Origin of the sequence: Streptomyces bacillaris (genome assembly GCF_003268675.1) — a bacterium.
In the GTDB taxonomy this organism is placed as follows: domain Bacteria; phylum Actinomycetota; class Actinomycetes; order Streptomycetales; family Streptomycetaceae; genus Streptomyces; species Streptomyces bacillaris.
On record NZ_CP029378.1, the window covers coordinates 853921 to 874122 of the forward strand.

Consider the following 20202-nt stretch of genomic DNA (forward strand, 5'->3'; position numbering starts at 1 on the left):
AGACTAGGACATCTCTCATCACCGAGCCCGGGCGCGTGCTCGCACAATGTTCTTGTCGTACCGGCGCCGGCCAGCGATTCTGGGCCGCTACCAGGGACCTGAAAACACCTCTCCACGGGGCGCGGTCGTGCCCCGCGGAGAGGCGCGGACGCATCACGGTTCCCATCCCTGCCGCCACTGGCCTCGGCCAGTCGCCGGCACCTCGAAAACGAAGCATCCATCGCCCACTGTGTCGCTGACTGACTTCACGACGACGCATGTCCGCCCTCGCCGGAGGCCGGGCCGTTGACGCAGCGGGGAGAGTCTCCAGCGCGTGGGTGCGGGTGAAGTCCAGCATCGTCTCAACTCTCTGCACGGTCTGTATGCGCGGCCGGGACCACGGCTACCGGGCACAGGGCGGTATGCAGCACCTTGCCGCTCACCGAGCCGAGCAGCAGCCTTTTCAACCCGGTGCGGCCGTGGGAGCCGACCACCAGCAGGCCGGCTTGCCGGGAGGCATCCACCAGGGCCTGTGCGGGCTGATGCCGCTTGACACGCCCTTGTAGGTCCAGGCCGGGGTAGTGAGACCGGTACGGGGCCAGAACGTTCTCCAGCCCCTCCTGCGCACTGCTGGAAACCGCCTCGTCGTCCATGAGCGCAGGTCCAGTGGGACCGGTACCCAAAAGCTCTGGCCGGGTGGCCACATAAACCACCTCAAGGGCAGCGCCACGGGCCTGCGCCGCCTCCAGCGCGAACTCCATCAGACCGGACGGAAGATCGTCCACATCGACGCCTACCACCACACGGTTCTCCCTCGGCTCCTCACGCTCTCCCGGCCTCACCACGAGCACCGGACACTCCGAGTGCGTGGCGACCTGAAGGCTTACCGAGCCAAGAGGCAACCGGGGAAACCCACCGGCGCCCCGGTGGCCGACGACGATCAAGGACGCGGCCGAGGATCGGTCGAGAAGTGCTTGCGCGGGCGGTCCGGACACTACGTCGGGTACGACCGCCAGTTGCGGGTATTGCTGCCCCACCGACTCGGCGAACGAGGCGATCACGTGTTCCGCCTCTTGTGCAGTCGCCCCCCGGCCGGTCGATTCAGCCGACCCCGGGGGGGCAGGCCACTCGACCGCATGCAAAATGCGCAGGACTGCCCCGCGCCGAAGCGCCTCCTCGGCGGCATCGCGGACGACCAGGCTCTGCTCCGCAGTGTCCACCACCCCCACCACCACTGATCCGGTCATGAGCTGATCGTCCATGGTCATTGAGCTGTACTGAGATTTGTGGAGTCCCTGATGCCAGGGTTACGGTCCTGGCGAAGGAGATCCACCAGCACCATGGCAGCACCCCGTAAATATCCGGACGAACTGCGCGAGCGCGCGATTCGCGAGGTCCGCACCACCGGCCGCCCGATCGCGCACGTCGCGAAGGACCTGGGCATCCACAAGGAGGCCTTGCGCGGCTGGGTCCGCCAGGCCGAGGCCGACCGCGGCGAGCGGGACGACCGGCTCACCACCGCAGAGCTCGACGAGCTCAAGCAACTCCGTAAAGAAGTAGCGGAGCTGCGGCGGGCGAACGAGATCCTGAAAGCCGCCTCGGTGTTTTTTGCCCAGGAGATCGACCGTCCCCGGACGAGGCCGAGCAGGTGATCGACCACCTGCGTGGACACGGCCTCGGGGTCGATCCCGTCTGCCGGGTGCTGGACCTGTCTCCGTCGACGTACTTCGCCCGCAAGAAGCGGCCGAAGTCGGCCCGTCGGCTCCGCGACGAGCAGCTCATGCCTCTGATCGAGGAGGTCCACGCGGACTCGGGCGGCACCTATGGCGCCCGCCGGATCACGCGGGCCCTGGGCCGCCGGGGCGTCGAGGTGGCCCGCTGCACGGTCGAGCGGCTGATGGCCGAGCTGGGCCTGGAGGGCGTCATCCGTGGCCGGCGCCGCCGCACCACGGTCCCGGAGCCGTCGGCGCCGCGTCCGCCGGACCTGGTCGACCGCGACTTCACCGCCTCGCGGCCCGATCAGCTGTGGGTCGCGGACATGACCTATGTCCGCACCTGGTCGGGATGGATGTATGTGGCATTCGTCCTGGACGTGTACTCGCGGATGATCGTCGGCTGGCAGGTCGCGAACCACATGCGGACCGAACTCCCTCTGGACGCCCTGGAGATGGCGCTCTGGCGGCGTCGGATCAAGAAGGACTCCGGACTGATCCACCACAGCGATCGCGGGTCGCAATACGTGTCAATTCGGTATACCGACCGGCTCGCGGACATCGGCGCCTCCGCCTCCGTCGGGTCGGTCGCGGACTCGTATGACAACGCGATGGCCGAGGCGCTGAACGGGACCTTCAAGGCCGAGCTGATCGAGATGCAGGGTCCTTGGAAGGACGTCGAGCAGGTCGAGCGGGCGATCTTCCAGTGGGTCACCTGGTACAACGAGGAACGTCTGCACTCCGCGCTCGACTACGTGCCGCCGGCCGAGCACGAGGAAGCCTTCTGGCGCAGCCAGGAGCAAACCCCGCAGTCCGCCTGAACCAATCAAGATCGGACTCTACGAAACTCGGGGCAGCTCATCATCTTCTCTCCCGCTGTTCGTCCGGCTTCCCGTAGCGCAGCGCTGAAAAGCTCTGGGCCGATATGGACTCGCCTCCATCACACGATCCGGTCGCGATCATGGCAACTTGGATACAGCAGCTGATGCGCCACACATGCCAGTTGTCGATCGATCCGTCGCGGAGCAGCGGCGATGGGACAGAAGATCCGGATTGGAGGACTTCGTGAACTGCTACGAATGCCGCAGAGAGGGTCGCGTAGCCGCTTCAGCAGAGGCCGTGTGCCAGCACTGCGGGGCGGGGGTGTGCGCTGATCACGTACGGGTCGAAATGCAGGAGCTGCATCAGCAGGCCGGTCTGGGGAAGCGCACACATAATCTGCCCGCCCGCCGCATGCTGTGCACCGTCTGCTAGGCAGCAGAGCGGCTAGGAGGCAGCATCGATGGCGAACCCTGTCCGTGGCCCCTCGTACCCGGCGTTACCGTTTCGCCGACGGGGCCGAAAGGTCCACCCGCCCCGCACCTTCCAACCCGGCTAAAGCGGCATTTTACCTGTCGCGCACTTGTGAGGGGTACGGGACCGTAGGACCCGGAGTCCAGTGCTGTGACCCGGTGCCGGGCTCAGGGATGGAAGCGGGGGTAGACGTAGCCGGCTCCCCAGAAGGGGGTGTAGCCGTAGTGGCTGTAGAGGCTGCCGTAGTACTCGTTCTGGTCCAGCAGTTCGGGGTCGTAGCCAGGTGCCTGGGCAACGTCGCCCCTTGTGCGGTCGATGTGCACACGGTCGTCGGTCACTTCTGACACCGCGTCGACCGGGATATAGGTCTCCTTCCCCCCGATGCCCAGAAAGCCGCCGTGTTCCAGGATGAGGAAGCGGACCCTCTGCTCGTTCTCGTCAATGACGAGGTCACCTACCTTGCCGATCTCGGTGCCAGACCGGTCGGTCACTTTCCTGCCGAGAACGTCCTCGTCAGGAGAGGCGATGACGTGGGGTGAATCGGAGAGCTTGGTCAGAACGGGGATGGGGTCGGTACCCATGAAGTCCTCCTGGTCTGTCTCGCAGCGCCCGTTCGGGCGCTCCTCCCTGAGTGCCCGACTTTGGCCCGGTTACGCGTAACCCGTCGGGACGTAGAAAAGAGGCTGCTCCGAGCAGGCACGAAGGGTTCGGTGCGCCACCCGAATCGACTTGCAGACCCGTGACGCGGACCGCCCGGACCAAGAGCAATCGTTGGTGAACTCCCGCGAGGACTGCTACGGGCCGGCAGCCCCAAGAAGAGTCCTTCCAGCTCTCGTCCGGACCGGCGGCGGGAACCGGCGGTCCGGCTTTGCAGCCGTGTCCGCGGCATGCCGAACTCGATAGGCGGGTAGCCCTTCGCCTCCCCCGACTGCTGTAGGCGGGGGCGCTGATCTTTCGCTGGTCCCCGGCCTGGGAGGGACGTCTCCTCTGGTCCGACTGGTCTGCAACACGCCTGTACGTGGTGTGCGGGGAGTTGTTCCGCCGTGCACTGAAAGGTCCATCGCGGGTTTGGTGCGTGTAACACGATGGCGTGCAGCTGTCGTTGCGGGGTAGCTGGTCTTTATGACGCAGATGGAGTTGAGCAGTCCAGCGTTCCGTGGTCAAGGGCGTCTTCCTCCTCAATGCGCACGGGCCGGTGACAACACCTCACCACCTCTGTCGTGGACCGGAGTGCCCCAGGAGGCGTCGGAGCTGGCCCTGCTCTGTGAGAGCCTCGACGCACTTTCCAGCGACGGCTTTCTGCTCTGGCTCGTGACCGGCATCGATCCACGCCGTACAGGATTGGACACAGGCACCGACGACCCTGGCAGTCACGTGCACAGAAACAGTTACGGTGAGGTGGGCTGGGGCGGTCCCGGCGCGTCAGACGGTGAACCACGGCCCTATATCTTCCGGCTTTACGCGCTACCGGCCCCCGTGTCGATACCTCACGATGTATCGGCTGATGCTGCACGTCAGGTGCTGGAGCACCAAGGCGTTAATCAGTGTGGCCTCGTGGCTCTGTACTGACTTTCACGGAGCGTGACAGGTGTGTCGACGGCTTTGAAGGCGCCTGCCGTACATGCGCTCCGGCCTTCACGGCCGGGAGGTAGCCGAAGGCGCTGAGTACCACGTCCGGGACCCCGGCGTTTCTGTCCATCGGGCAGTTCGAGCCTTCTCCCAGTTCCAGAACGCCACTCCGGCACCCCCCAGGACCGCCATGCCGGTGCGAACCGGGCAGACCTACTACCCGGGGGGCGGACATGGTCATGAGGCCCGGGGCGGTTCTCCTGCCGGGAGGTGGCCGGGCGGCGCGCGTGGTGTAGTCGATGACGTACGTCGCCGGGAGGGGCAGCGTGTGCGCGTGACCACCGTTGACGCGCTGGAGTTCCATGCCGAAGGCTTCGTACACGGAGGCCAGGTTCGTCTGTCGGGCGCCCGTCAGATGTTCACGGCCCCGGGAGAGGTAGGGCCGGGCACTTTGGCCGCTTCGGGCCCTGGTACGACTGTGAGCTGTGCGATCTCGGCCCGTAGGGCGGTGACTTCTGCGGTCAGGGCCTCCAGGAGGGCTGCCTGCCTCCGCTCCTCGGCGTTGTCCCGTTCGAAGCGGGAGATGAACCAGGCGGCGATGTTCGCCGTCACGACACCGAGCAGCGCGATGCCGGAGAGCATCAGCCCCACGGCGAGCAGTCGGCCGAGCCCGGTGGTGGGCGCCAGGTCTCCGTATCCCACCGTCGTCATGGTGGTGAAGGACCACCACACCGCGTCACCCAGTGTGCGAATGTTGCCACTGGGCGCGTCCCGCTCCACCTGGAGCACCGCGAGGGAGCCGAACATCATGAGCCCGACGACGGAGCCGGCGACGTAGACCGTCATCGTGATCTGCGGCGCGTGCCTGGCCCGTCGCCCCACCAGGAGCAGAGTGGAGACCAGTCGCAGCAGACGCAGCGGCTGGACCAGCGGCAGGACGACGGCCAGCAGGTCCAGCGGATGGCTCCGGACGAACGCCCACTTACCGGAGGCCAGTGCCAGCCGTACCGCGTAGTCGGCTGCGAAAGCCGCCCATACGGTCCACTCGGCCGCACGGCACGCCGCGTGCACCCACGCCGGTGCATCCGGAGTAAGGACAGGGAAGGCGTACGCGACGCCGAACACCACCGCCAGCAGCAGAAGAGGCGTCCGCGTGCGCTGCTCCCATCGGCCCAGCCGGGTTCCATGCTTCATACGAGCATCGTAGGAAACCGCCCAGGTCGGCTCTGCGGAGGGCTTTCGCGCATGCGGTCAGGCCTCTCGCTGCAGAAGTGGTTCCGAGCGGAACGACACGGGTGTGGCGAACGCCTAACCGATCCCCATCCGAGCGGTATCGGGGGGGGACGCAGCCGGATGGAAACGGGTGGCGCTATGTCCGTTGTTTCGACATCATCGCAGGTGAGAGGCGTCTCGCTCATGAGTTCGAGTACCACCTGCCCCACCGAGCGTCCCCAGGTAGAGTCGTTCTGACCTGGGGGAACGCGTTCTCGGGGGCGCTTCTGCATGCGGTACCCGCCGTGCGGTACTGAACCGCTGGCGCATTGAGGCAGCGCGTCTGAGCTGGGCTTTTGTGGTGATCGCCTGAGAGAGCGTCGTGACGCGGTCCCACGGCCGTCGAGGGGGACTGCGCACTGTGCACTCCTTCCACGGCCCGCCGCATCCACATGCCGTCCCTGCTGCCCCCGGCCCGTTCCGTGCCGACCGAGCCGTCGCCGTCCGGCTCTCCGAACGGTGCGATGCGTGCAGCTTCGCAGCGGAACTCCGAGCGAGTGAGGCGCGCTGACGCGGTCGGGCCCGACCGCGTCAGCAAGAAGGCCCGACCATGATCGTGTGACGAGCTCGAAGCCAGGCCTTCCAGCGCGCCGGGCCAGCGGCAGGCTTTCGCCGTCTCGCGCCACTGCCTCCTCGGGTTGGCCCGGGAGCGGCTTCGTGGGGAGATCGTCTGCGCCTGGCTGCCGATGGCCCACCGCTACCGCAACCGCGGGGAGACGTCGGAGGACCTGCGACAGGTCGCGGAGGTCGGTGACGAACCTGAGGTCTCGCCTGACGTGGTCGCCGATCTTGCCGAGTCGGTGTCGGACCGGTCAGCCCTCTCCGCCAGGGACGCCCCGTCGGGAGAAGGCGACCCACGGGCTCACGGCGCCCGGGACAGGCGGAGGCCGACTCCATCGCGTAGGTCCGTCGCCCGCGTCCGCACCCGTGGCGGTGTGCTTCGGCCCGCCATCCGACTCAACCCGTCGACGTACGAGGTCGCGCATGGGCATACCTGCGGATGAACCCGCAGGCCACGACGATGATGGGGACCTCGATGAACAGCTTTCCACGCCTCGGCCGTTCCGTGCGCCGGACTGCCTACGCTCTGGTCAGTTGCTGCCTCGCCGCCACGATGCTGGCTGGTTGCAGTACCCACGAAGGGGAGTACAACCCGCCCGGCGCGAACGCCCGGGTCGGGAACATGCTGATCCGTTACGCCCATATCTCCGAGCCGCCGAACGGTCCGTGGGAGATCGGGCACGACGCCCCGTTGTACGTGTGGCTCTACAACGAGGGAGCCACCGCGGACCGGTTACTCGGCGCTGAGACGACGATCGCACGGTCGGTCGACATCGTCACCGGGGACGGCGACGAGCGGGGGCCGGTGGAGGTGCCGCCCGAGAAGCTGGTGGAGCTGGAGGAGGACCGGCCGCACCTGCTGCTGCGAGGGCTGAAGGAGGAGATGAGGGGCGGCGACTACGCTTGGGTGACCCTGCGCTTCGAACGTGCGGGTGAGGTGGCGCTGCAGATGCACGCGCAGCTGCCCACCTACGTCGGCGAGGACGCCACCGACACCCCGGGGCTCACGCCGCCCTCGCCCGGAGAGTGATCCGCACAGCAGGGCGGCGGCCTCGCCGCGGGCGAGTCCGCCGCGATCCAGGGCCAGCGACTCCCGCGTCGGTGGGCTGTGTGGAACCCGGTCATCCGGGCACCCAAGGGGGGCCGCATCTGCAACGTACGTCTGCGGCAACGGTCGAGTACCAGGGCCGGAAAGGAGACCGCCGTGACTCCTGGACAGTCCTCGCCGCCGGAGACCGGCCCCTCGCCCAGGAAGCTGGCCCGCGGCCTGAGGAACGAACCCATCAGTGGCCTCATGCTCCTGTCCTCGCTCTGGCTGTTCGTCGGAGCGTGGATCATCGGCTATCCGTTCACGGAGCCGGCCGTCGACGCCCATCTCATCGAGATTCTCGTCGGCGTCGTCGTGTTCTGCGTGGCTCTGGCCCGGCTGATCCGGCCGCGAGGATGGGTGAGCGATGTGCTCGTCCTGGCGGGCGGGGTGTGGCTGTTCGTCGCGCCGTTCGTGGTGAGTTACGGCGATACCGCCGCGGCCGACGCCGCACGTGTCAACGACATCACGGTGGGCTGCGTGCTGGTCGTCCTGTCGGCCCTCCCCCTGGCCATCGCGCTGACGGCGTCCCGGGCAGGCAGGTCGGCGGACTCTCGCCCGGCCTCTCCTCGCGGAGGGAGGCGGTGTTCCTGAGTCACGGTGCTGCCCGGTCGCCCGGACCGGTCCGGGGGCTGCCGGTGGTGGCCGGGGCCGGCCGGTCAGTGCGTCCGGTCGTACGTCCGGCGTCCGGCCAGTGCTTGCTCGACCAGTTGGAGGAGTTCGGTGAGCAGGTCGTGCTCGGTGGCGTGGAAGCCCTGGCCTGCGGTGGTGGAGCGCAGTCGGTCGAGGGCGGCGGCGATGGGCGGGAGCTGGTCGGGCGCGCTGTTCCATGCCAGTTCGCGCAGGAGCATCGCGACGCGGATCAGAACCGCGGGCTCGGCGGCGCCGTAGCGCAGCGGCTGTGCTGGCGCGAGATCGAGGAGATCTGCCAGGTCCGGGCGCCGCAGCACGACCCTCACCCGGTGGCGGCCGTCGTGCAGTACCCGGGGGTCGAGGTCGCGGCGGGCCAACTCGCACAGCAGAGCGGAGGCGTGGGTGAGGGCATGGACAGCGGTAGTGGGGTCGTTGACCCCGGGTGAGAGCGCTTTGGCGGTGATGTCGGTGAGCCGGCGGAGTCCGAAGGCGACGTCCTTGGCCTCGGTGCGTTCCGCGCCGGTGGAAACCGCCTCCGCGGCTTTGCGGACCAGACCTGTCCGGGTCTCGTGGGAGAAGGGCTGCCCGCACGCGGCCAGGCGGCTCCCATGGGTGTGCCGGTGATCAGGGAGCTGCCGGGGTCGCCGACGATGAGCAGGACCACGTCGGCCTCGACGGCTGCCTCCAGGAGTGCATCCTCGTCCACGGCGGTCGGGAAGCCGGGCTTCAGGACGGGCAGGAGCACTGCGTCGGCGGGTGGTTGCGGTGGCGCGCCCGGGCCCCCGGCGGCGGGGGCCCTTTCGGAGGGAAGGCAGTGGATGGTGCGGTCGGCGGCCGCGCGGACGCTGTGCATCATCGTCTCCACCCGGATCTCGCGTGCCAGGTGAGAAAGGAACAGCACCAGGCCGAGCACGCTCGCCAGAGTGAGGAGGAACGCCCCTGGTACTGCCCCAACCTCCCCCAGCCCCTGACCACCGCCACCGCCGACCTGCCCACCAAGGAAGATCGGCAAACACACCTGGCGCGCCCGGGTCGACGCCCGCACCTCCTACCGCCTGCGTCCCAAAGCCGCCCCCGACCACCGAGGCGCACGAAGGATGCTCTGCCCCGCAGCAGGCACACACCCCACCGTCGCCTGCCCCGTCAAGCGCCGCAGCCTCGGCCGCACCCCCCGTCTTCCCCTCATCGACGTCACCCCCACCCCGGCAGGAACCCCCGCAGTCTGCCGCCGTGAGTCCCTCACCTTCACCCGGGACATCGGCATCCGTCACTGGCAGGAACTCGACCACGGCCTCGCCCCCTGGGTCCACCACCACTTCCGCCTGCGCAACCGTGTGGAGCACTTCAACGGCTACGCCAAAAACCACGAAGCCATCGAACGCAGCCGCACCCGCCGCATCCGCGGAATCGCCGCCCAGTCCCTCCTCCTCTCCTTCCAGATCACCCACGCCAACCACCGCAAACGCGCCAGCTGGCTCGACACCCTCCAGACAGACGGCCTCCCCGCCCGCCGCCCCTCCAACCGCCACAAACTCAAGAACCCGCGTGACTGGACCCCGGGCGGCTACCTCTCTGGCACCACCTCCGAGAACTGATCCACCCCACCCCCCGCACTCCACCTGATCAGCACAAACACATCTGGCCTTCTGCGAACCCGGAGAGGGCCAGATCACGTCCACCACAACAACAATGAGCTGCCCCGAGTTTCGTAGAGTCCGATCTTGATTGGTTCAGGCGGACTGCGGGGTTTGCTCCTGGCTGCGCCAGAAGGCTTCCTCGTGCTCGGCCGGCGGCACGTAGTCGAGCGCGGAGTGCAGACGTTCCTCGTTGTACCAGGTGACCCACTGGAAGATCGCCCGCTCGACCTGCTCGACGTCCTTCCAAGGACCCTGCATCTCGATCAGCTCGGCCTTGAAGGTCCCGTTCAGCGCCTCGGCCATCGCGTTGTCATACGAGTCCGCGACCGACCCGACGGAGGCGGAGGCGCCGATGTCCGCGAGCCGGTCGGTATACCGAATTGACACGTATTGCGACCCGCGATCGCTGTGGTGGATCAGTCCGGAGTCCTTCTTGATCCGACGCCGCCAGAGCGCCATCTCCAGGGCGTCCAGAGGGAGTTCGGTCCGCATGTGGTTCGCGACCTGCCAGCCGACGATCATCCGCGAGTACACGTCCAGGACGAATGCCACATACATCCATCCCGACCAGGTGCGGACATAGGTCATGTCCGCGACCCACAGCTGATCGGGCCGCGAGGCGGTGAAGTCGCGGTCGACCAGGTCCGGCGGACGCGGCGCCGACGGCTCCGGGACCGTGGTGCGGCGGCGCCGGCCACGGATGACGCCCTCCAGGCCCAGCTCGGCCATCAGCCGCTCGACCGTGCAGCGGGCCACCTCGACGCCCCGGCGGCCCAGGGCCCGCGTGATCCGGCGGGCGCCATAGGTGCCGCCCGAGTCCGCGTGGACCTCCTCGATCAGAGGCATGAGCTGCTCGTCGCGGAGCCGACGGGCCGACTTCGGCCGCTTCTTGCGGGCGAAGTACGTCGACGGAGACAGGTCCAGCACCCGGCAGACGGGATCGACCCCGAGGCCGTGTCCACGCAGGTGGTCGATCACCTGCTCGGCCTCGTCCGGGGACGGTCGATCTCCTGGGCAAAAAACACCGAGGCGGCTTTCAGGATCTCGTTCGCCCGCCGCAGCTCCGCTACTTCTTTACGGAGTTGCTTGAGCTCGTCGAGCTCTGCGGTGGTGAGCCGGTCGTCCCGCTCGCCGCGGTCGGCCTCGGCCTGGCGGACCCAGCCGCGCAAGGCCTCCTTGTGGATGCCCAGGTCCTTCGCGACGTGCGCGATCGGGCGGCCGGTGGTGCGGACCTCGCGAATCGCGCGCTCGCGCAGTTCGTCCGGATATTTACGGGGTGCTGCCATGGTGCTGGTGGATCTCCTTCGCCAGGACCGTAACCCTGGCATCAGGGACTCCACAAATCTCAGTACAGCTCAACAAAGCCGGTCAAAGCGACAAAGTGTCGCTTTGACCGGCTCTATTTGGTCGGTTGACCCTGGTGTCCGAGGGGGGACTTGAACCCCCACGCCCGATAAAGGGCACTAGCACCTCAAGCTAGCGCGTCTGCCATTCCGCCACCCGGACAAGGTGTCTGTCGTTCGCGGTGTGTTCCCCGCGGCGACATGGAAAACAATACCAGGGGTTCGGAGTGCGTTTCACCTGCGTATCGGGGGCATACCCGGTGGTCAGTGAGGTGCGGCGTGCCGGTGTGAGCGGCCTCCGTGGTCCGGGGAGGTCTCGGGGCTACCTTCGCGTCCATGAGTGATCGCGGCTACCGCCGGCCCCGCCCGCTGTCTCCGCTGCGCGAGCATCTGCGCGACACGTTCTGGTTCGCCCCGACCATGGGGTTCGTGTCTGTGTTCGTGCTGTGGCTGGTCGCTTCCGAGGTCGATGACGAGATCGTCGCGTTTCTCCGGCGGGAGAAGGCCTACGACGAGCTGGAGACCCTGATCTCCTTCGCCCAGGACGCGAAGACGATCGTCACCCAGATCAGCTCGGCGATGATGACCTTCATCGGTGTGGTGTTCAGCATCTCGCTGGTCGCCGTGCAGATGGCCAGCGGGCAGCTCACCCCCCGGGTGGTGCGGATCTTCGTCCGCAGCCGGATCAGCAAGGCCACGCTGACGGTGTTCCTGGCGACGTTCCTGTTCTCGCTGCTGGTCCTGGCCTCGTACGAGAGCGAGACCGACCCGCGCCGGGTGGTCTCGGTCCCGCTGTTGCAGAGCCTGCTCACGCTGGTGCTGGTCGGGCTGAGCCTGCTGCTGTTCGTCGTCTACGTCAGCTCGACGCTGCGGCTCATGCAGGTCGGGCCGGTCGTCGACCGGATCGCACGGGACTCGTTCCGGGTGCTCGGCCGGATGCCCCGGGGGCCGGGCGGGTCCGAGGGGCTGGGGGCGCGGACCGGGCAGGTGATGTACGAGGGGCGGGCCGGGGTGCTGCGGGACGTGAACACGGCGCGGCTGGTCCGGGTGGCCCGGCGGCAGGGCGTCGTCCTGCGGCTGATCCCCCGGATCGGGGACTTCGTGGTGCCGGGGACCCCGATGTTCGCCGTCCACGGCGGAGCCGTACCCCCACGGCACCGGCTGCGGTCGGCGGTCTCCGTCTCGGTGGAGCGCACCCTGCACCAGGACCTGGCGTTCGGGCTGCGTCAGCTCACCGACATCGCGCTGCGGGCCCTGTCGACGTCCGTGAACGACCCGACCACCGCCGTCCAGTGCCTGGACCGGATCGTGCAGTTCCTCGCGGTCGTGGTGCGGCTGCCGCTCGGCACGGTCCACCACCGGGACCGGGCGGGGCGGGTACGGCTGGTGCAGGAGGGGCCGGAGTGGGAGGACCTGGTGGACCTCGCCTTCGAGGAGATCCGGTGGTGTGTGGCCGGAAGTCCGCAGGTGTCGCGGCGGCTCCTCGCGGGGCTGGACGATCTGCTGCTGCTGGCGCCGGAGGAGCGGAAGCAGCCGTTGGTACGGCATCGGGCGCTGCTCGTCGAGGCCGTGGAACGGAGTGTTCCCGTCGCCGCCGACCGGGAGTTCGCGCTGCTGCCGGACCGGCAGGGCATCGGGTAGGCCTCTGGCCGGTGGGCCCGGCGGTCCCCCGCCGGGCCCACATGCGCCCCCGCGAGTCAGTCGCCGCAGCGGCCCGTCCTCAGGGAGTGCAGGTGCTCACTGGACTTCCGGGCGAAGGCGAGCGACTCGACCGGGTTGTCGTGCTCGGCCTGCCAGTGGTGGTAGGTCCGGCCGTGGTGGGTCCGGCTGGTCACCTTGGAGAGGAACGTCTTGTAGTCGATGTCCCCGTCGCCCACGTCCGTCATGCGGTAGCCGTCACGTGTCGTCTCGTCGCGTATGCCGTCCTTGACGTGGAACAGGGGGTACCGGTTCGGGTACTTGAGGACGTACTTCAGCGGGTCGAGCGGGGCCCGGGTGCCGTCCACGCGCTTGCTGAACCGGAACTGTGCGCAGTAGGCCCAGTAGATGTCCATCTCCAGATAGACCAGGTCGGGATCGGTCTCGGCGAGCAGCACGTCGTAGAGGCGCACGTCGGGCTTGTCGGTGGCGAAGGAGAACTCCTCGGCGTGGTTGTGCTGGTAGAACTTCATCCCCCGCTTACGGGCGGCGGCGCCGTACTTGTTGAAGTCGTCGGCCGCCCGCTTCCAGCCGTCGACCGTGGAGCCGTAGCGGAACGGGCCGGAGGCCGTGCCGATGTGCTTGAGGCCGAGGGCCTGGGCGTCGTCCAGGACCTTCTCCAGGTTCTGGGCGAAGGTGTAGGCGCCGGGGTTGTCGTCGTCGTAGTAGCCGACGTGGCTGCCGATCGGGTTGAGGCCGTGGTCCTTGGCCAGCCGCTTGAGCTGGGCGAGGGTGATGGGGCCGGCCGAGCCCTGGGTGTAGCCGGCCAGTTCGATCTCGTCGTAGCCGTACTTCTCCAGCTCGGCGAAGACGGGGGCGAAGCCGAGCGTGGAGATCTTGTCGCGCAGGCTGTAGAGCTGGATGCCGAGGCGGCCGGGGGGCAGGACGGGCTTCCCCTTGCCGTGCCCGTGCCCGTGGCCGTGGTCCGGCCCGTGACCGGGGCCCTTGGCGGGTCCCTGGGCGGCGGCCTGGGCGGTCGCCGTGCCGATGATCGTGGCGGCGGTGGCTCCGGCGGCGACGCCGAGGATGTTGCGGCGGCTCAGTCTGCGGGCGAGTTCGGTGTCCTTGGAGGTGCGGCTCATGTTCGCGTGGCTCCCTTGGATGACGTGACGGGACGTGGGGTGAGCGGTGCGGTGCCGGGTGCGTGACGGGGATTGTCAGTGCAGTCCGGCAAGCTGGAGGAGCAGGGACTTCACTTCGGTGGCCCTGACCCGGTCGGTGAACGCGTGGGGGGTGGAGCAGAGGATGAGCGGACCTTCGTCGTCGCTCTCGGGGAGGCGGCCGTGGCTGCCGCGAATAGGTGAGGGGTCCAGGGGGACGACCGCCATGCGGTAGCGCAGGCCGAGCTTCTTGCGGGCGACCGCCGAGACGGCCTTCAGCCGTACGTAGGGGTCCTCGGGGTCCATGAACAGCTCGACGGGGTCGTAGCCGGGCTTGCGGTGGATCTCGACGAGCTGGGCGAAGTCGGGGGCGCGTGCGTCGTCGAGCCAGTAGTAGTACGTGAACCAGGCGTCCTTCTCCGCCACGGCGACCAGCTCGCCGGAGCGGGGGTGGTCCAGGTGGTGCGCCTTCTTGCCCTCGTCGTCGAGGAGCTGGTCGATGCCGGGCAGGTCCGCGAGGGCCGCCCGGACCTCCTCCAGGTCCTCGGGGCGGCGTACGTAGACGTGGGCGAGCTGGTGGTCCGCGACGGCGAAGGCCCGGGAGGCCATCGGGTCCAGGTACTCCATGCCGTCCTGCGTGTGCACCTCCAGCAGGCCCGCCCGGCGCAGCGCCCGGTTGATGTCGACGGGGCGGCTGACGCGGGTGATGCCGTATTCGGAGAGCGCGACGACGGTACGGCCTTCGGCGCGGGCGTCGGCCAGCAGCGGGGCGATGGCCCGGTCCAGGTCGGCGGCGGCCCGGTGGGAGCGGGGGTCGTCGGGGCCGTAGCGCTGGAGGTCGTAGTCCAGGTGCGGCAGGTAGCAGAGGGCGAGGTCGGGGGTGCGGGTGGTGATGATGTGGCGGGTGGCGTCGATGATCCATTGGGAGGAGACCAGGTCGGCGCCGGGGCCCCAGAAGTGGAAGAGGGGGAACGTGCCGAGTTTCTCGGTCAGTTCGTCGTGCAGGGCGGGGGGCCGGGTGTAGCAGTCGGGTTCCTTGCGGCCGTCGGCGTAGTAGACGGGGCGTGGGGTGACGGTCCAGTCGGTGTCGGCGCCCATCGCGTACCACCAGCAGATGTTGGCGACGGTGTAGCCGGGGTGGGCGCGGCGGGCGGCGTCCCAGAGCTTGTCGCCCTCGACGAGCCCGTTGTGCTGGCGCCAGAGCAGGACGTCGCCCAGTTCGCGGAAGTACCAGCCGTTGGCGACGATGCCGTGTTCGGCGGGCATGGCCCCGGTGAGGAAGGTGGACTGGGCGGCGCAGGTGACGGCGGGCAGGACGGTGGAGAGCGGAGCCTGCGCGCCCTGCTTCCCGAGCGCCGTGAGGTTGGGCATGTGGGCGAGCAGCTGCGGGGTGAGGCCGACGACGTCGAGGACGAGGAGGGGGGTGGGGCCCTGGTGGTCTGCCGTGCCCGGGGTGGTTCCGGGGGCGTCGTTGCTCATGGCAGCTCCTTGAGGCCGAGGTCGACGAGGAGGTCGCGGGCGAGGGTGAGTTCGGCGGCGATCCCGTCCGCGAGCTGGGTGCGGGTGCGGGGGCGCAGTTCGGCGGGGAGCGCCTGCCAGGTGTACGTCTCCACCTCCAGGTGCCGGGTCAGCGGCACGGCTCCCCCGACGAGCCGGGTCAGTGCCGTGCGGAGCACGGGGAGCGTGGAGGTGAGCGGGGGCGCGGGCGGGGCGTGCAGCGGTACGTGGAAGTGGGCGCGCCAGGGGGTGGAGTCGGGGAGCGCCCCGCCGGCGATCGCCTCGTCCAGGTCGTCGGTGCCGCGCAGCCCGGCGGCGGTGCGCGTGCGGGTCTGGTGGAGGAAGCGCGGTTCGGCGAAGGCGGCGAGCGCGGTGCGGACCTCGGGCAGGTGGGGGTGTTCGGCGTGCAGGGCGGCGGAGAGCTGGGACTTGACGACCGGGATGCCCGCCGCGGTCAGGGCGTCGAGCGCGGTGTCGGGGTCCTCGAAGGAGGTCGCCAGGTGGCAGGTGTCGACGCAGATGCCGATGCGTTCGTGGCCGACGTCGGTGAGCGGGGCGATGGCGTCGGCGGTGGTCTCCACGGTGCAGCCCGGCTCCGGTTCGAGGCCGACGCGGATGGACTTGCCGGTGAGTTCGGCGAGGGCGTCCAGGCGCTGGGCGAGCGTGGTGAGGGCGGTGCGTGCGGTGCGGGGGGCGCCGGGGTCGGTGGCGTAGGGGGTGCGCCAGGCGAGCGGGAGGGTGGAGATGGTGCCCTCGGTGACGTCGTCGGGGAGGAGGGCGGCCAGGAGGCGGGCCAGGTCGGTGGTGTGGGCGAGGCGGTCGGGTTCGGTCCAGTCCGGCCGGTAGACCCGGTACTTGACCTCGTCGGCGCCGAACCCCTCGTACGGGAAGCCGTTGAGGGTGACCACTTCGAGGCCCCGGCTGTCGAGTTCGGCGCGGAGGGCGCGGAGTTCGGCGGGGTCGTTGGTCAGGGCGCGGGCGGCGTCCCGGGCGAGCCAGAGGCCGATGCCGAGCCGGTCCCGGCCGAGTCGGCGGCGTACGGGTTCGCAGTGGTCGCGGAGCTGGGCGCGGACGCCGTCCAGGGTCTCGGCTGGGTGGACGTTGGTGCAGTACGAGAGGTGGACGACGGACCCGTCCGGGTGGCGGAAGCGCATGGCCTCACTCCCCGCCGCGCCGGATGGAGTTGCCTTCGTGGAGCGCGTCGGGGGCGGGGGTGTCCAGCTGGAGGCGGCCGCTCTGGCCGTAGAAGGCGACGGGGTTGCGCCAGAGGACCTGGTCGACGTCGTCCTCGGTGAATCCGGCCTTCAGCATGGCGTCGGCGACCTTGCGGGTCTTCAGCGGGTCGCTCTTCCCCCAGTCGGCGGCCGAGTTGACGAGCATCTTCTCGGTGCCGTGGTTCTTGAGGATGGCGACCATCCGGTCCTCGTCCATCTTGGTGTCCGGGTAGATGGAGAACCCGGCCCAGCAGCCGCTGTCAGTGGCGGCCTTTACGGTTGTCTCGTTGAGGTGGTCGAGCAGGACGAACTCCGGGGGGAGGCTCGATTCGCGGATGACGTCGATGGTGCGGTGGAGACCGGCGAGCTTGTCGCGGTGCGGGGTGTGGACGAGGGCGGGCAGCCCGTGGTCGGCGGCGAGTTGGAGCTGAGCGGCCAGCGCGTGGTCCTCGGCCGGGGTCATGGAGTCGTAGCCGATCTCCCCGACGGCGACGACGGAGTCCTTGACCAGATAGCGCGGCAGGGCGTCCAGGACGGGGGTGCAGCGGGGGTCGTTCGCCTCCTTGGGGTTGAGGGCGAGCGTGCAGTGGTGGGCGATGCCGTACTGGGAAGCGCGGAAGGGCTCCCAGCCCAGGAGGGCGTCGAAGTAGTCGTAGAAGCTGGCGGGCGAGGTGCGGGGCTGGCCGAGCCAGAAGGAGGGTTCGACGAGGGCGCGGACGCCCGCGTCGTACATCGCCTGATAGTCGTCCGTGGTCCTGGACGTCATATGGATGTGGGGGTCGAAGATGCGCATCAGGACTCCTCCGTGGGGGCGGCAGGGGTGGCCCGTTCGGGTGCCGGGGTGTGCTCGGGTGCCGGATCGGTGAGGGCGAGGACCGTGCGCAGGCCGGGCGGGACCTCACGGCCTGCGGCGGTGCGTTCGGCGGCGAAGTCGGCCAGCATGCGGGCGAGTTCGGCATCCCCCTGGGCCCGTTCCCCGAGCCGGGCGACGGCGTCCACCGGCACCCCGGTGAAGAGGCACTTCAGCACGGCGTGGCGCCAGGCGTGCGGGGGCAGGTGGGCCGCCGCGTACGGGCCGACGGCGGCGGCGACCAGCCGGGTGTCGTTGGTGCGCAGGGCGTCCTCGACGAGCGGCAGGGCGGTGGCGCCGAGGGCGAGGCGGTCCAGGGTGAGGAGGACGGCCCGGCGTTCGGCGGCGGTGCCCTGTTCGTAGAGCCGGGTGACGGAGGGCAGCGGGGCGCGGGCCTCGATGAGGAGGAGGGAGCGTACGGAGTCGGCGTGCTGCTGACCGCAGTGCCGGCCTGCGGCGGCGAAGCGCAGTTCCCACGCGGGGGTGACGGTCCCGTCGGTGGCCGCTTCGTCGGCCGTGGCGTGGTGTGCGGCCTCGGTCAAGGCCGTGTCGAGCCAGGCGCGGGCGGGGGCATCGAGTTCGGCGTCGAGTTCCTTGCGGGGCTTCAGCACGGTGCGCCGCCCTTACTCGTGCCGATGGCGCCCCTGGTCATGGCGTTGCGCAGGAAGTCGATGGAGGTGCGGGCGAGTTCGGGGCCCGCGTGGGAGTGGCGGGGCAGCTCGACGACGGTGAGGCCCTGGTAGCCGGTGGCGGCGAGGGCGGCGAGCACGGGCGGGAAGTCGATCTCGCCGTCACCGAAGGGGAGGTGCTCGTGGACGCCGCGCCCCATGTCCTCGATCTGGACGTGCCGGAGCCAGGGGGCGGAGTCCCGCACGCACTGCGCGGGGGTGGCCTCCTCCAGGCACTGGCAGTGGCCGATGTCGAGGGTGAGGCCGAGGGACGACGGATCGCCCAGGAGGCCCCGGAGGTGGTGGAAGTCCGCGAGGGTGGCGAGGAGGTGACCGGGTTCGGGCTCGATGGCGAGGGGGATGCCGGTCCGGTCGGCGGCGTCGAGTACGGGGGTGATCGCTTCGGTCAGCCGTTTCCAGGCGGTGTCCGGCGCGGTGCCGGGCGGGGTGATGCCGCTGAAGCAGTGGACGGCGTGCGCGCCGAGTTCGGCGGCCACGTCCACCGCCCGGACGAGCAGCGCGGTACGGGCGGCCCGGGCCTCGGGGTCCGGGTCGAGGAGGGAGGGGCCGTGCTTGCGGCGCGGGTCCAGGACATAGCGGGCCCCGGTCTCGACGGTGACGCGGAGCCCGAGGGAGGTGAGCCGGTGGCCGACGCGGCGGGTCCGCTCGGTGAGGTCCGGAGCCAGCGGGTCCAGGTGCATATGGTCGAGCGTCAGCCCGACGCCCGCGTAGCCGAGGTCCGCGAGGAGGCCGAGGGCGTCGTCGAGGCGGAGGTCGGTGAGCCCGTTGGTGCCGTAGCCGAAGTGGAGGGTCATGTGGGGCTCACCTTCCGGGCGAGGGCGCGGGCAAGAGGGACGAGTGCCATCACGGCGAGGCCGGAGCCGGGCGCTCCGTTACGGGCGGCGAGCGCCGCCTGGAGCGGGATCATGGCCCGGATGCCGCCACCGACCGCCCGCTGGATCAGGGGCGGGGACGGGTTGAGGGCTGCGTGCAGGAGGGGTGGCCCAGCGGTACGGAGGTAGGCGCCGGTGAACGCGGTGAGCAGGAGGTCGGCGGGGGTGAGGTGGTGGGGGCGGGTGGGCCGGTGTGCCCCTGGGCCTCCTGCCCGTACGGACCCGTGCTCCCAGGGCCCTTGGGTCAGTACCGGCCGGTGTGCCCCCGGCCCTCCTGCCCCTGCGAGCCGGTGCTCCCCCGGGCTGTTCGTCCGGGCCGCCCGGTGCTCCCCCGGTCCCCCGGTCCGGGCTGCCCGGTGAGCCGGTATCGAGGTCCGGCCTGCCCGGCCCGCCGTGAGCACGGCCGTGCCGAGCGCCGCCGTCGTAGCCAGGACCGCGAGCGGTACGGCGGTGGAGCCTCCCTGTGCCTCGTGGCGGGAGACGGCGGTGACGCCGTAGGTGTGCGCCCCGAGCGCGAGGGCGGCGGGGAGGGGGCCGCGTACGAAGGCGATCCGCGCGGCAACGTTGTCGCCCCCGCCTCGCGCGGTCGCGGCCGTCCCGCTTCCCGCTGCCGTCGCCGTCGCTCCCAGCAGCAGGTCCAGGGAGCGGGCCGCGGCCATCGCCGCCGGGCCCGCCTTCGTGTGCTTCAGGCGGAGGTCGTAGGCCCAGACCGTGGCGGCCAGGCCGGTGGCGACCGCGAGCGCCGGGCGGCCGGCCCGCGCCGCGAGGGCCAGGCCCGCCGCCGTCAGGACCCCGGCCGCGCCCAGGGCGGCGGCCGGGCTGACGCGGCCCGAGGGGATCGGCCGGTGCGGGCGGTCGACGGCGTCCTCCTCGCGGTCCGCCCAGTCGTTGAGCGCCATCCCCGCCTCGTACAGGCAGAGCGAGGCGCCGACCGCGAGTGCCGTACCCCGGCCGGGGCCACGGCCCACCGCCGCGGCCCCGGCCAGGGCGTCACCCGGCACGGAGAACAGTGCGGAGACCCGGAACAGTTCGCTCCAGGCCCGCACCGTGTCCCCTCTCCCGCGTCCGGGGGACGGCCTGAGCCTGTCCGGTGCGGGCGCAGTCCCACCCGTACCGGACAGGCCGTCTTCGGGGGTGCGGCCCGGAGCCCCTGGGGGCACCCGCAGGCCGGCCCCGAGCAGCGGCAGGGCCCGCAG

At 70.0% G+C, this 20202-nt stretch carries 19 protein-coding genes, 1 tRNA gene and 1 pseudogene; 7 read left to right on the top strand and 14 right to left on the bottom strand.

Annotated elements, in window-relative coordinates:
- Positions 1-341: 341 nt before the first annotated feature.
- Positions 342-1241, bottom strand: coding sequence for a universal stress protein (locus DJ476_RS03535; RefSeq protein WP_112492425.1), 900 nt, complete (start codon positions 1239-1241; stop codon positions 342-344).
- A 78-nt stretch (positions 1242-1319) separates the two neighbouring features.
- On the opposite strand from DJ476_RS03535, the gene DJ476_RS03540 reads away from it, so the two are divergent.
- Positions 1320-2512 (top strand): IS3 family transposase gene (locus tag DJ476_RS03540; protein WP_112489517.1). Its coding sequence is split into 2 segments (ribosomal slippage): positions 1320-1584 and positions 1584-2512, totalling 1194 coding nucleotides; the frame shifts between segments, so codons are not numbered across the junction.
- 175 nt (positions 2513-2687) lie between these two features.
- The gene (locus DJ476_RS03545; RefSeq protein WP_112489805.1) at positions 2688-2945 is read left to right on the top strand and encodes a DUF2180 family protein; all 258 of its coding nucleotides are present in this window, start codon (positions 2688-2690) and stop codon (positions 2943-2945) included.
- Between the two features lie 206 nt (positions 2946-3151).
- Here DJ476_RS03545 and DJ476_RS03550 read toward each other — a convergent pair whose 3' ends face one another.
- Positions 3152-3565 carry a PRC-barrel domain-containing protein gene (locus tag DJ476_RS03550; protein ID WP_112489806.1) on the bottom strand — a complete coding sequence of 138 codons (414 nt, stop codon included), beginning with the start codon at positions 3563-3565 and terminating at the stop codon, positions 3152-3154.
- A 550-nt stretch (positions 3566-4115) separates the two neighbouring features.
- Between DJ476_RS03550 and DJ476_RS03555 the strand changes: the two genes are divergently transcribed.
- Positions 4116-4553 carry a YbhB/YbcL family Raf kinase inhibitor-like protein gene (locus DJ476_RS03555; protein WP_241565645.1) on the top strand — a complete coding sequence of 146 codons (438 nt, stop codon included), beginning with the start codon at positions 4116-4118 and terminating at the stop codon, positions 4551-4553.
- A 411-nt stretch (positions 4554-4964) separates the two neighbouring features.
- Here the strand turns inward: DJ476_RS03555 and DJ476_RS03565 are convergent, their stop codons facing one another.
- Positions 4965-5747 (bottom strand): potassium channel family protein, encoded by a 783-nt coding sequence (locus DJ476_RS03565; RefSeq protein WP_103419306.1) that lies wholly within the window; start codon positions 5745-5747, stop codon positions 4965-4967.
- Between the two features lie 1261 nt (positions 5748-7008).
- On the opposite strand from DJ476_RS03565, the gene DJ476_RS03575 reads away from it, so the two are divergent.
- Complete coding sequence (locus DJ476_RS03575) at positions 7009-7416, top strand: copper chaperone PCu(A)C (RefSeq protein WP_318294324.1); 408 nt, start codon at positions 7009-7011, stop codon at positions 7414-7416.
- A 174-nt stretch (positions 7417-7590) separates the two neighbouring features.
- Positions 7591-8067, top strand: coding sequence for an SPW repeat domain-containing protein (locus DJ476_RS03580; RefSeq protein ID WP_162638599.1), 477 nt, complete (start codon positions 7591-7593; stop codon positions 8065-8067).
- Between the two features lie 65 nt (positions 8068-8132).
- On the opposite strand, the gene DJ476_RS35350 is transcribed toward DJ476_RS03580, so the two are convergent.
- On the bottom strand, positions 8133-8705 hold the full coding sequence (locus tag DJ476_RS35350; protein WP_318294867.1) for a DUF2254 family protein: 573 nt from the start codon (positions 8703-8705) through the stop codon (positions 8133-8135).
- 47 nt (positions 8706-8752) lie between these two features.
- Positions 8753-9151 (bottom strand): annotated as a pseudogene (locus DJ476_RS35355) (DUF2254 family protein); the annotation flags it as partial.
- A 52-nt stretch (positions 9152-9203) separates the two neighbouring features.
- On the opposite strand from DJ476_RS35355, the gene DJ476_RS35360 reads away from it, so the two are divergent.
- Complete coding sequence (locus tag DJ476_RS35360) at positions 9204-9701, top strand: hypothetical protein (RefSeq protein WP_112489808.1); 498 nt, start codon at positions 9204-9206, stop codon at positions 9699-9701.
- Positions 9702-9836: 135 nt separating this feature from the next.
- On the opposite strand, the gene DJ476_RS03595 is transcribed toward DJ476_RS35360, so the two are convergent.
- Together DJ476_RS03595 and DJ476_RS03600 are read right to left on the bottom strand one after the other, a co-directional pair.
- Positions 9837-11029, bottom strand: a protein-coding gene (locus DJ476_RS03595; RefSeq protein ID WP_112489517.1) for an IS3 family transposase whose coding sequence is annotated in 2 segments (ribosomal slippage) — positions 9837-10765 and positions 10765-11029 — 1194 coding nt in all. Because the reading frame shifts where the segments join, the coding sequence is not laid out codon by codon here.
- A gap of 132 nt (positions 11030-11161) precedes the next feature.
- A tRNA-Leu gene (locus DJ476_RS03600) sits at positions 11162-11249 on the bottom strand.
- Between the two features lie 173 nt (positions 11250-11422).
- On the opposite strand from DJ476_RS03600, the gene DJ476_RS03605 reads away from it, so the two are divergent.
- On the top strand, positions 11423-12727 hold the full coding sequence (locus DJ476_RS03605; RefSeq protein ID WP_112489809.1) for a DUF2254 domain-containing protein: 1305 nt from the start codon (positions 11423-11425) through the stop codon (positions 12725-12727).
- A gap of 56 nt (positions 12728-12783) precedes the next feature.
- Here the strand turns inward: DJ476_RS03605 and DJ476_RS03610 are convergent, their stop codons facing one another.
- From DJ476_RS03610 to DJ476_RS03640, 7 genes are all read right to left on the bottom strand, one after another.
- The gene (locus tag DJ476_RS03610) at positions 12784-13866 is read right to left on the bottom strand and encodes a sugar phosphate isomerase/epimerase family protein (RefSeq protein ID WP_112489810.1); all 1083 of its coding nucleotides are present in this window, start codon (positions 13864-13866) and stop codon (positions 12784-12786) included.
- Between the two features lie 75 nt (positions 13867-13941).
- A complete protein-coding gene (locus DJ476_RS03615; protein WP_112489811.1) occupies positions 13942-15363 on the bottom strand; it encodes a nucleotide pyrophosphatase/phosphodiesterase family protein in 1422 nt (473 codons plus the stop codon).
- Positions 15360-16535, bottom strand: coding sequence for a metabolite traffic protein EboE (gene eboE / locus DJ476_RS03620; RefSeq protein ID WP_103419300.1), 1176 nt, complete (start codon positions 16533-16535; stop codon positions 15360-15362). Before eboE ends, DJ476_RS03615 begins: the two co-directional genes overlap by 4 nt.
- A gap of 4 nt (positions 16536-16539) precedes the next feature.
- Complete coding sequence (locus tag DJ476_RS03625; protein WP_112489812.1) at positions 16540-17388, bottom strand: TatD family hydrolase; 849 nt, start codon at positions 17386-17388, stop codon at positions 16540-16542.
- Positions 17388-18056: an EboA domain-containing protein gene (locus DJ476_RS03630; RefSeq protein ID WP_112489813.1), complete on the bottom strand. Its 669-nt coding sequence runs from the start codon at positions 18054-18056 to the stop codon at positions 17388-17390. The genes DJ476_RS03625 and DJ476_RS03630 overlap by 1 nt, the downstream gene beginning before the upstream one ends.
- Positions 18050-18928: a sugar phosphate isomerase/epimerase family protein gene (locus DJ476_RS03635; protein WP_112489814.1), complete on the bottom strand. Its 879-nt coding sequence runs from the start codon at positions 18926-18928 to the stop codon at positions 18050-18052. Before DJ476_RS03635 ends, DJ476_RS03630 begins: the two co-directional genes overlap by 7 nt.
- Entirely contained in the window at positions 18925-20052 is a 1128-nt protein-coding gene (locus DJ476_RS03640; protein ID WP_404827454.1) for an SCO3242 family prenyltransferase, read from the bottom strand. Before DJ476_RS03640 ends, DJ476_RS03635 begins: the two co-directional genes overlap by 4 nt.
- Between the last annotated feature and the right edge of the window lie 150 nt (positions 20053-20202).

Excerpts from the sequence above, each read along its gene's own strand:
- DJ476_RS03535 (WP_112492425.1), bottom strand. The coding sequence starts at position 1,241 with ATGGACGATCAGCTCATGACCGGATCAGTGGTGGTGGGGGTGGTGGAC.
- DJ476_RS03545 (WP_112489805.1), top strand. The coding sequence starts at position 2,688 with ATGCCAGTTGTCGATCGATCCGTCGCGGAGCAGCGGCGATGGGACAGA.
- DJ476_RS03550 (WP_112489806.1), bottom strand. The coding sequence starts at position 3,565 with ATGGGTACCGACCCCATCCCCGTTCTGACCAAGCTCTCCGATTCACCC.
- DJ476_RS03555 (WP_241565645.1), top strand. The coding sequence starts at position 4,116 with ATGGAGTTGAGCAGTCCAGCGTTCCGTGGTCAAGGGCGTCTTCCTCCT.
- DJ476_RS03565 (WP_103419306.1), bottom strand. The coding sequence starts at position 5,747 with ATGAAGCATGGAACCCGGCTGGGCCGATGGGAGCAGCGCACGCGGACG.
- DJ476_RS03575 (WP_318294324.1), top strand. The coding sequence starts at position 7,009 with ATGCTGATCCGTTACGCCCATATCTCCGAGCCGCCGAACGGTCCGTGG.
- DJ476_RS35360 (WP_112489808.1), top strand. The coding sequence starts at position 9,204 with ATGCTCTGCCCCGCAGCAGGCACACACCCCACCGTCGCCTGCCCCGTC.
- DJ476_RS03605 (WP_112489809.1), top strand. The coding sequence starts at position 11,423 with ATGAGTGATCGCGGCTACCGCCGGCCCCGCCCGCTGTCTCCGCTGCGC.
- DJ476_RS03610 (WP_112489810.1), bottom strand. The coding sequence starts at position 13,866 with ATGAGCCGCACCTCCAAGGACACCGAACTCGCCCGCAGACTGAGCCGC.
- DJ476_RS03615 (WP_112489811.1), bottom strand. The coding sequence starts at position 15,363 with ATGAGCAACGACGCCCCCGGAACCACCCCGGGCACGGCAGACCACCAG.
- eboE (WP_103419300.1), bottom strand. The coding sequence starts at position 16,535 with ATGCGCTTCCGCCACCCGGACGGGTCCGTCGTCCACCTCTCGTACTGC.
- DJ476_RS03625 (WP_112489812.1), bottom strand. The coding sequence starts at position 17,388 with ATGCGCATCTTCGACCCCCACATCCATATGACGTCCAGGACCACGGAC.
- DJ476_RS03635 (WP_112489814.1), bottom strand. The coding sequence starts at position 18,928 with ATGACCCTCCACTTCGGCTACGGCACCAACGGGCTCACCGACCTCCGC.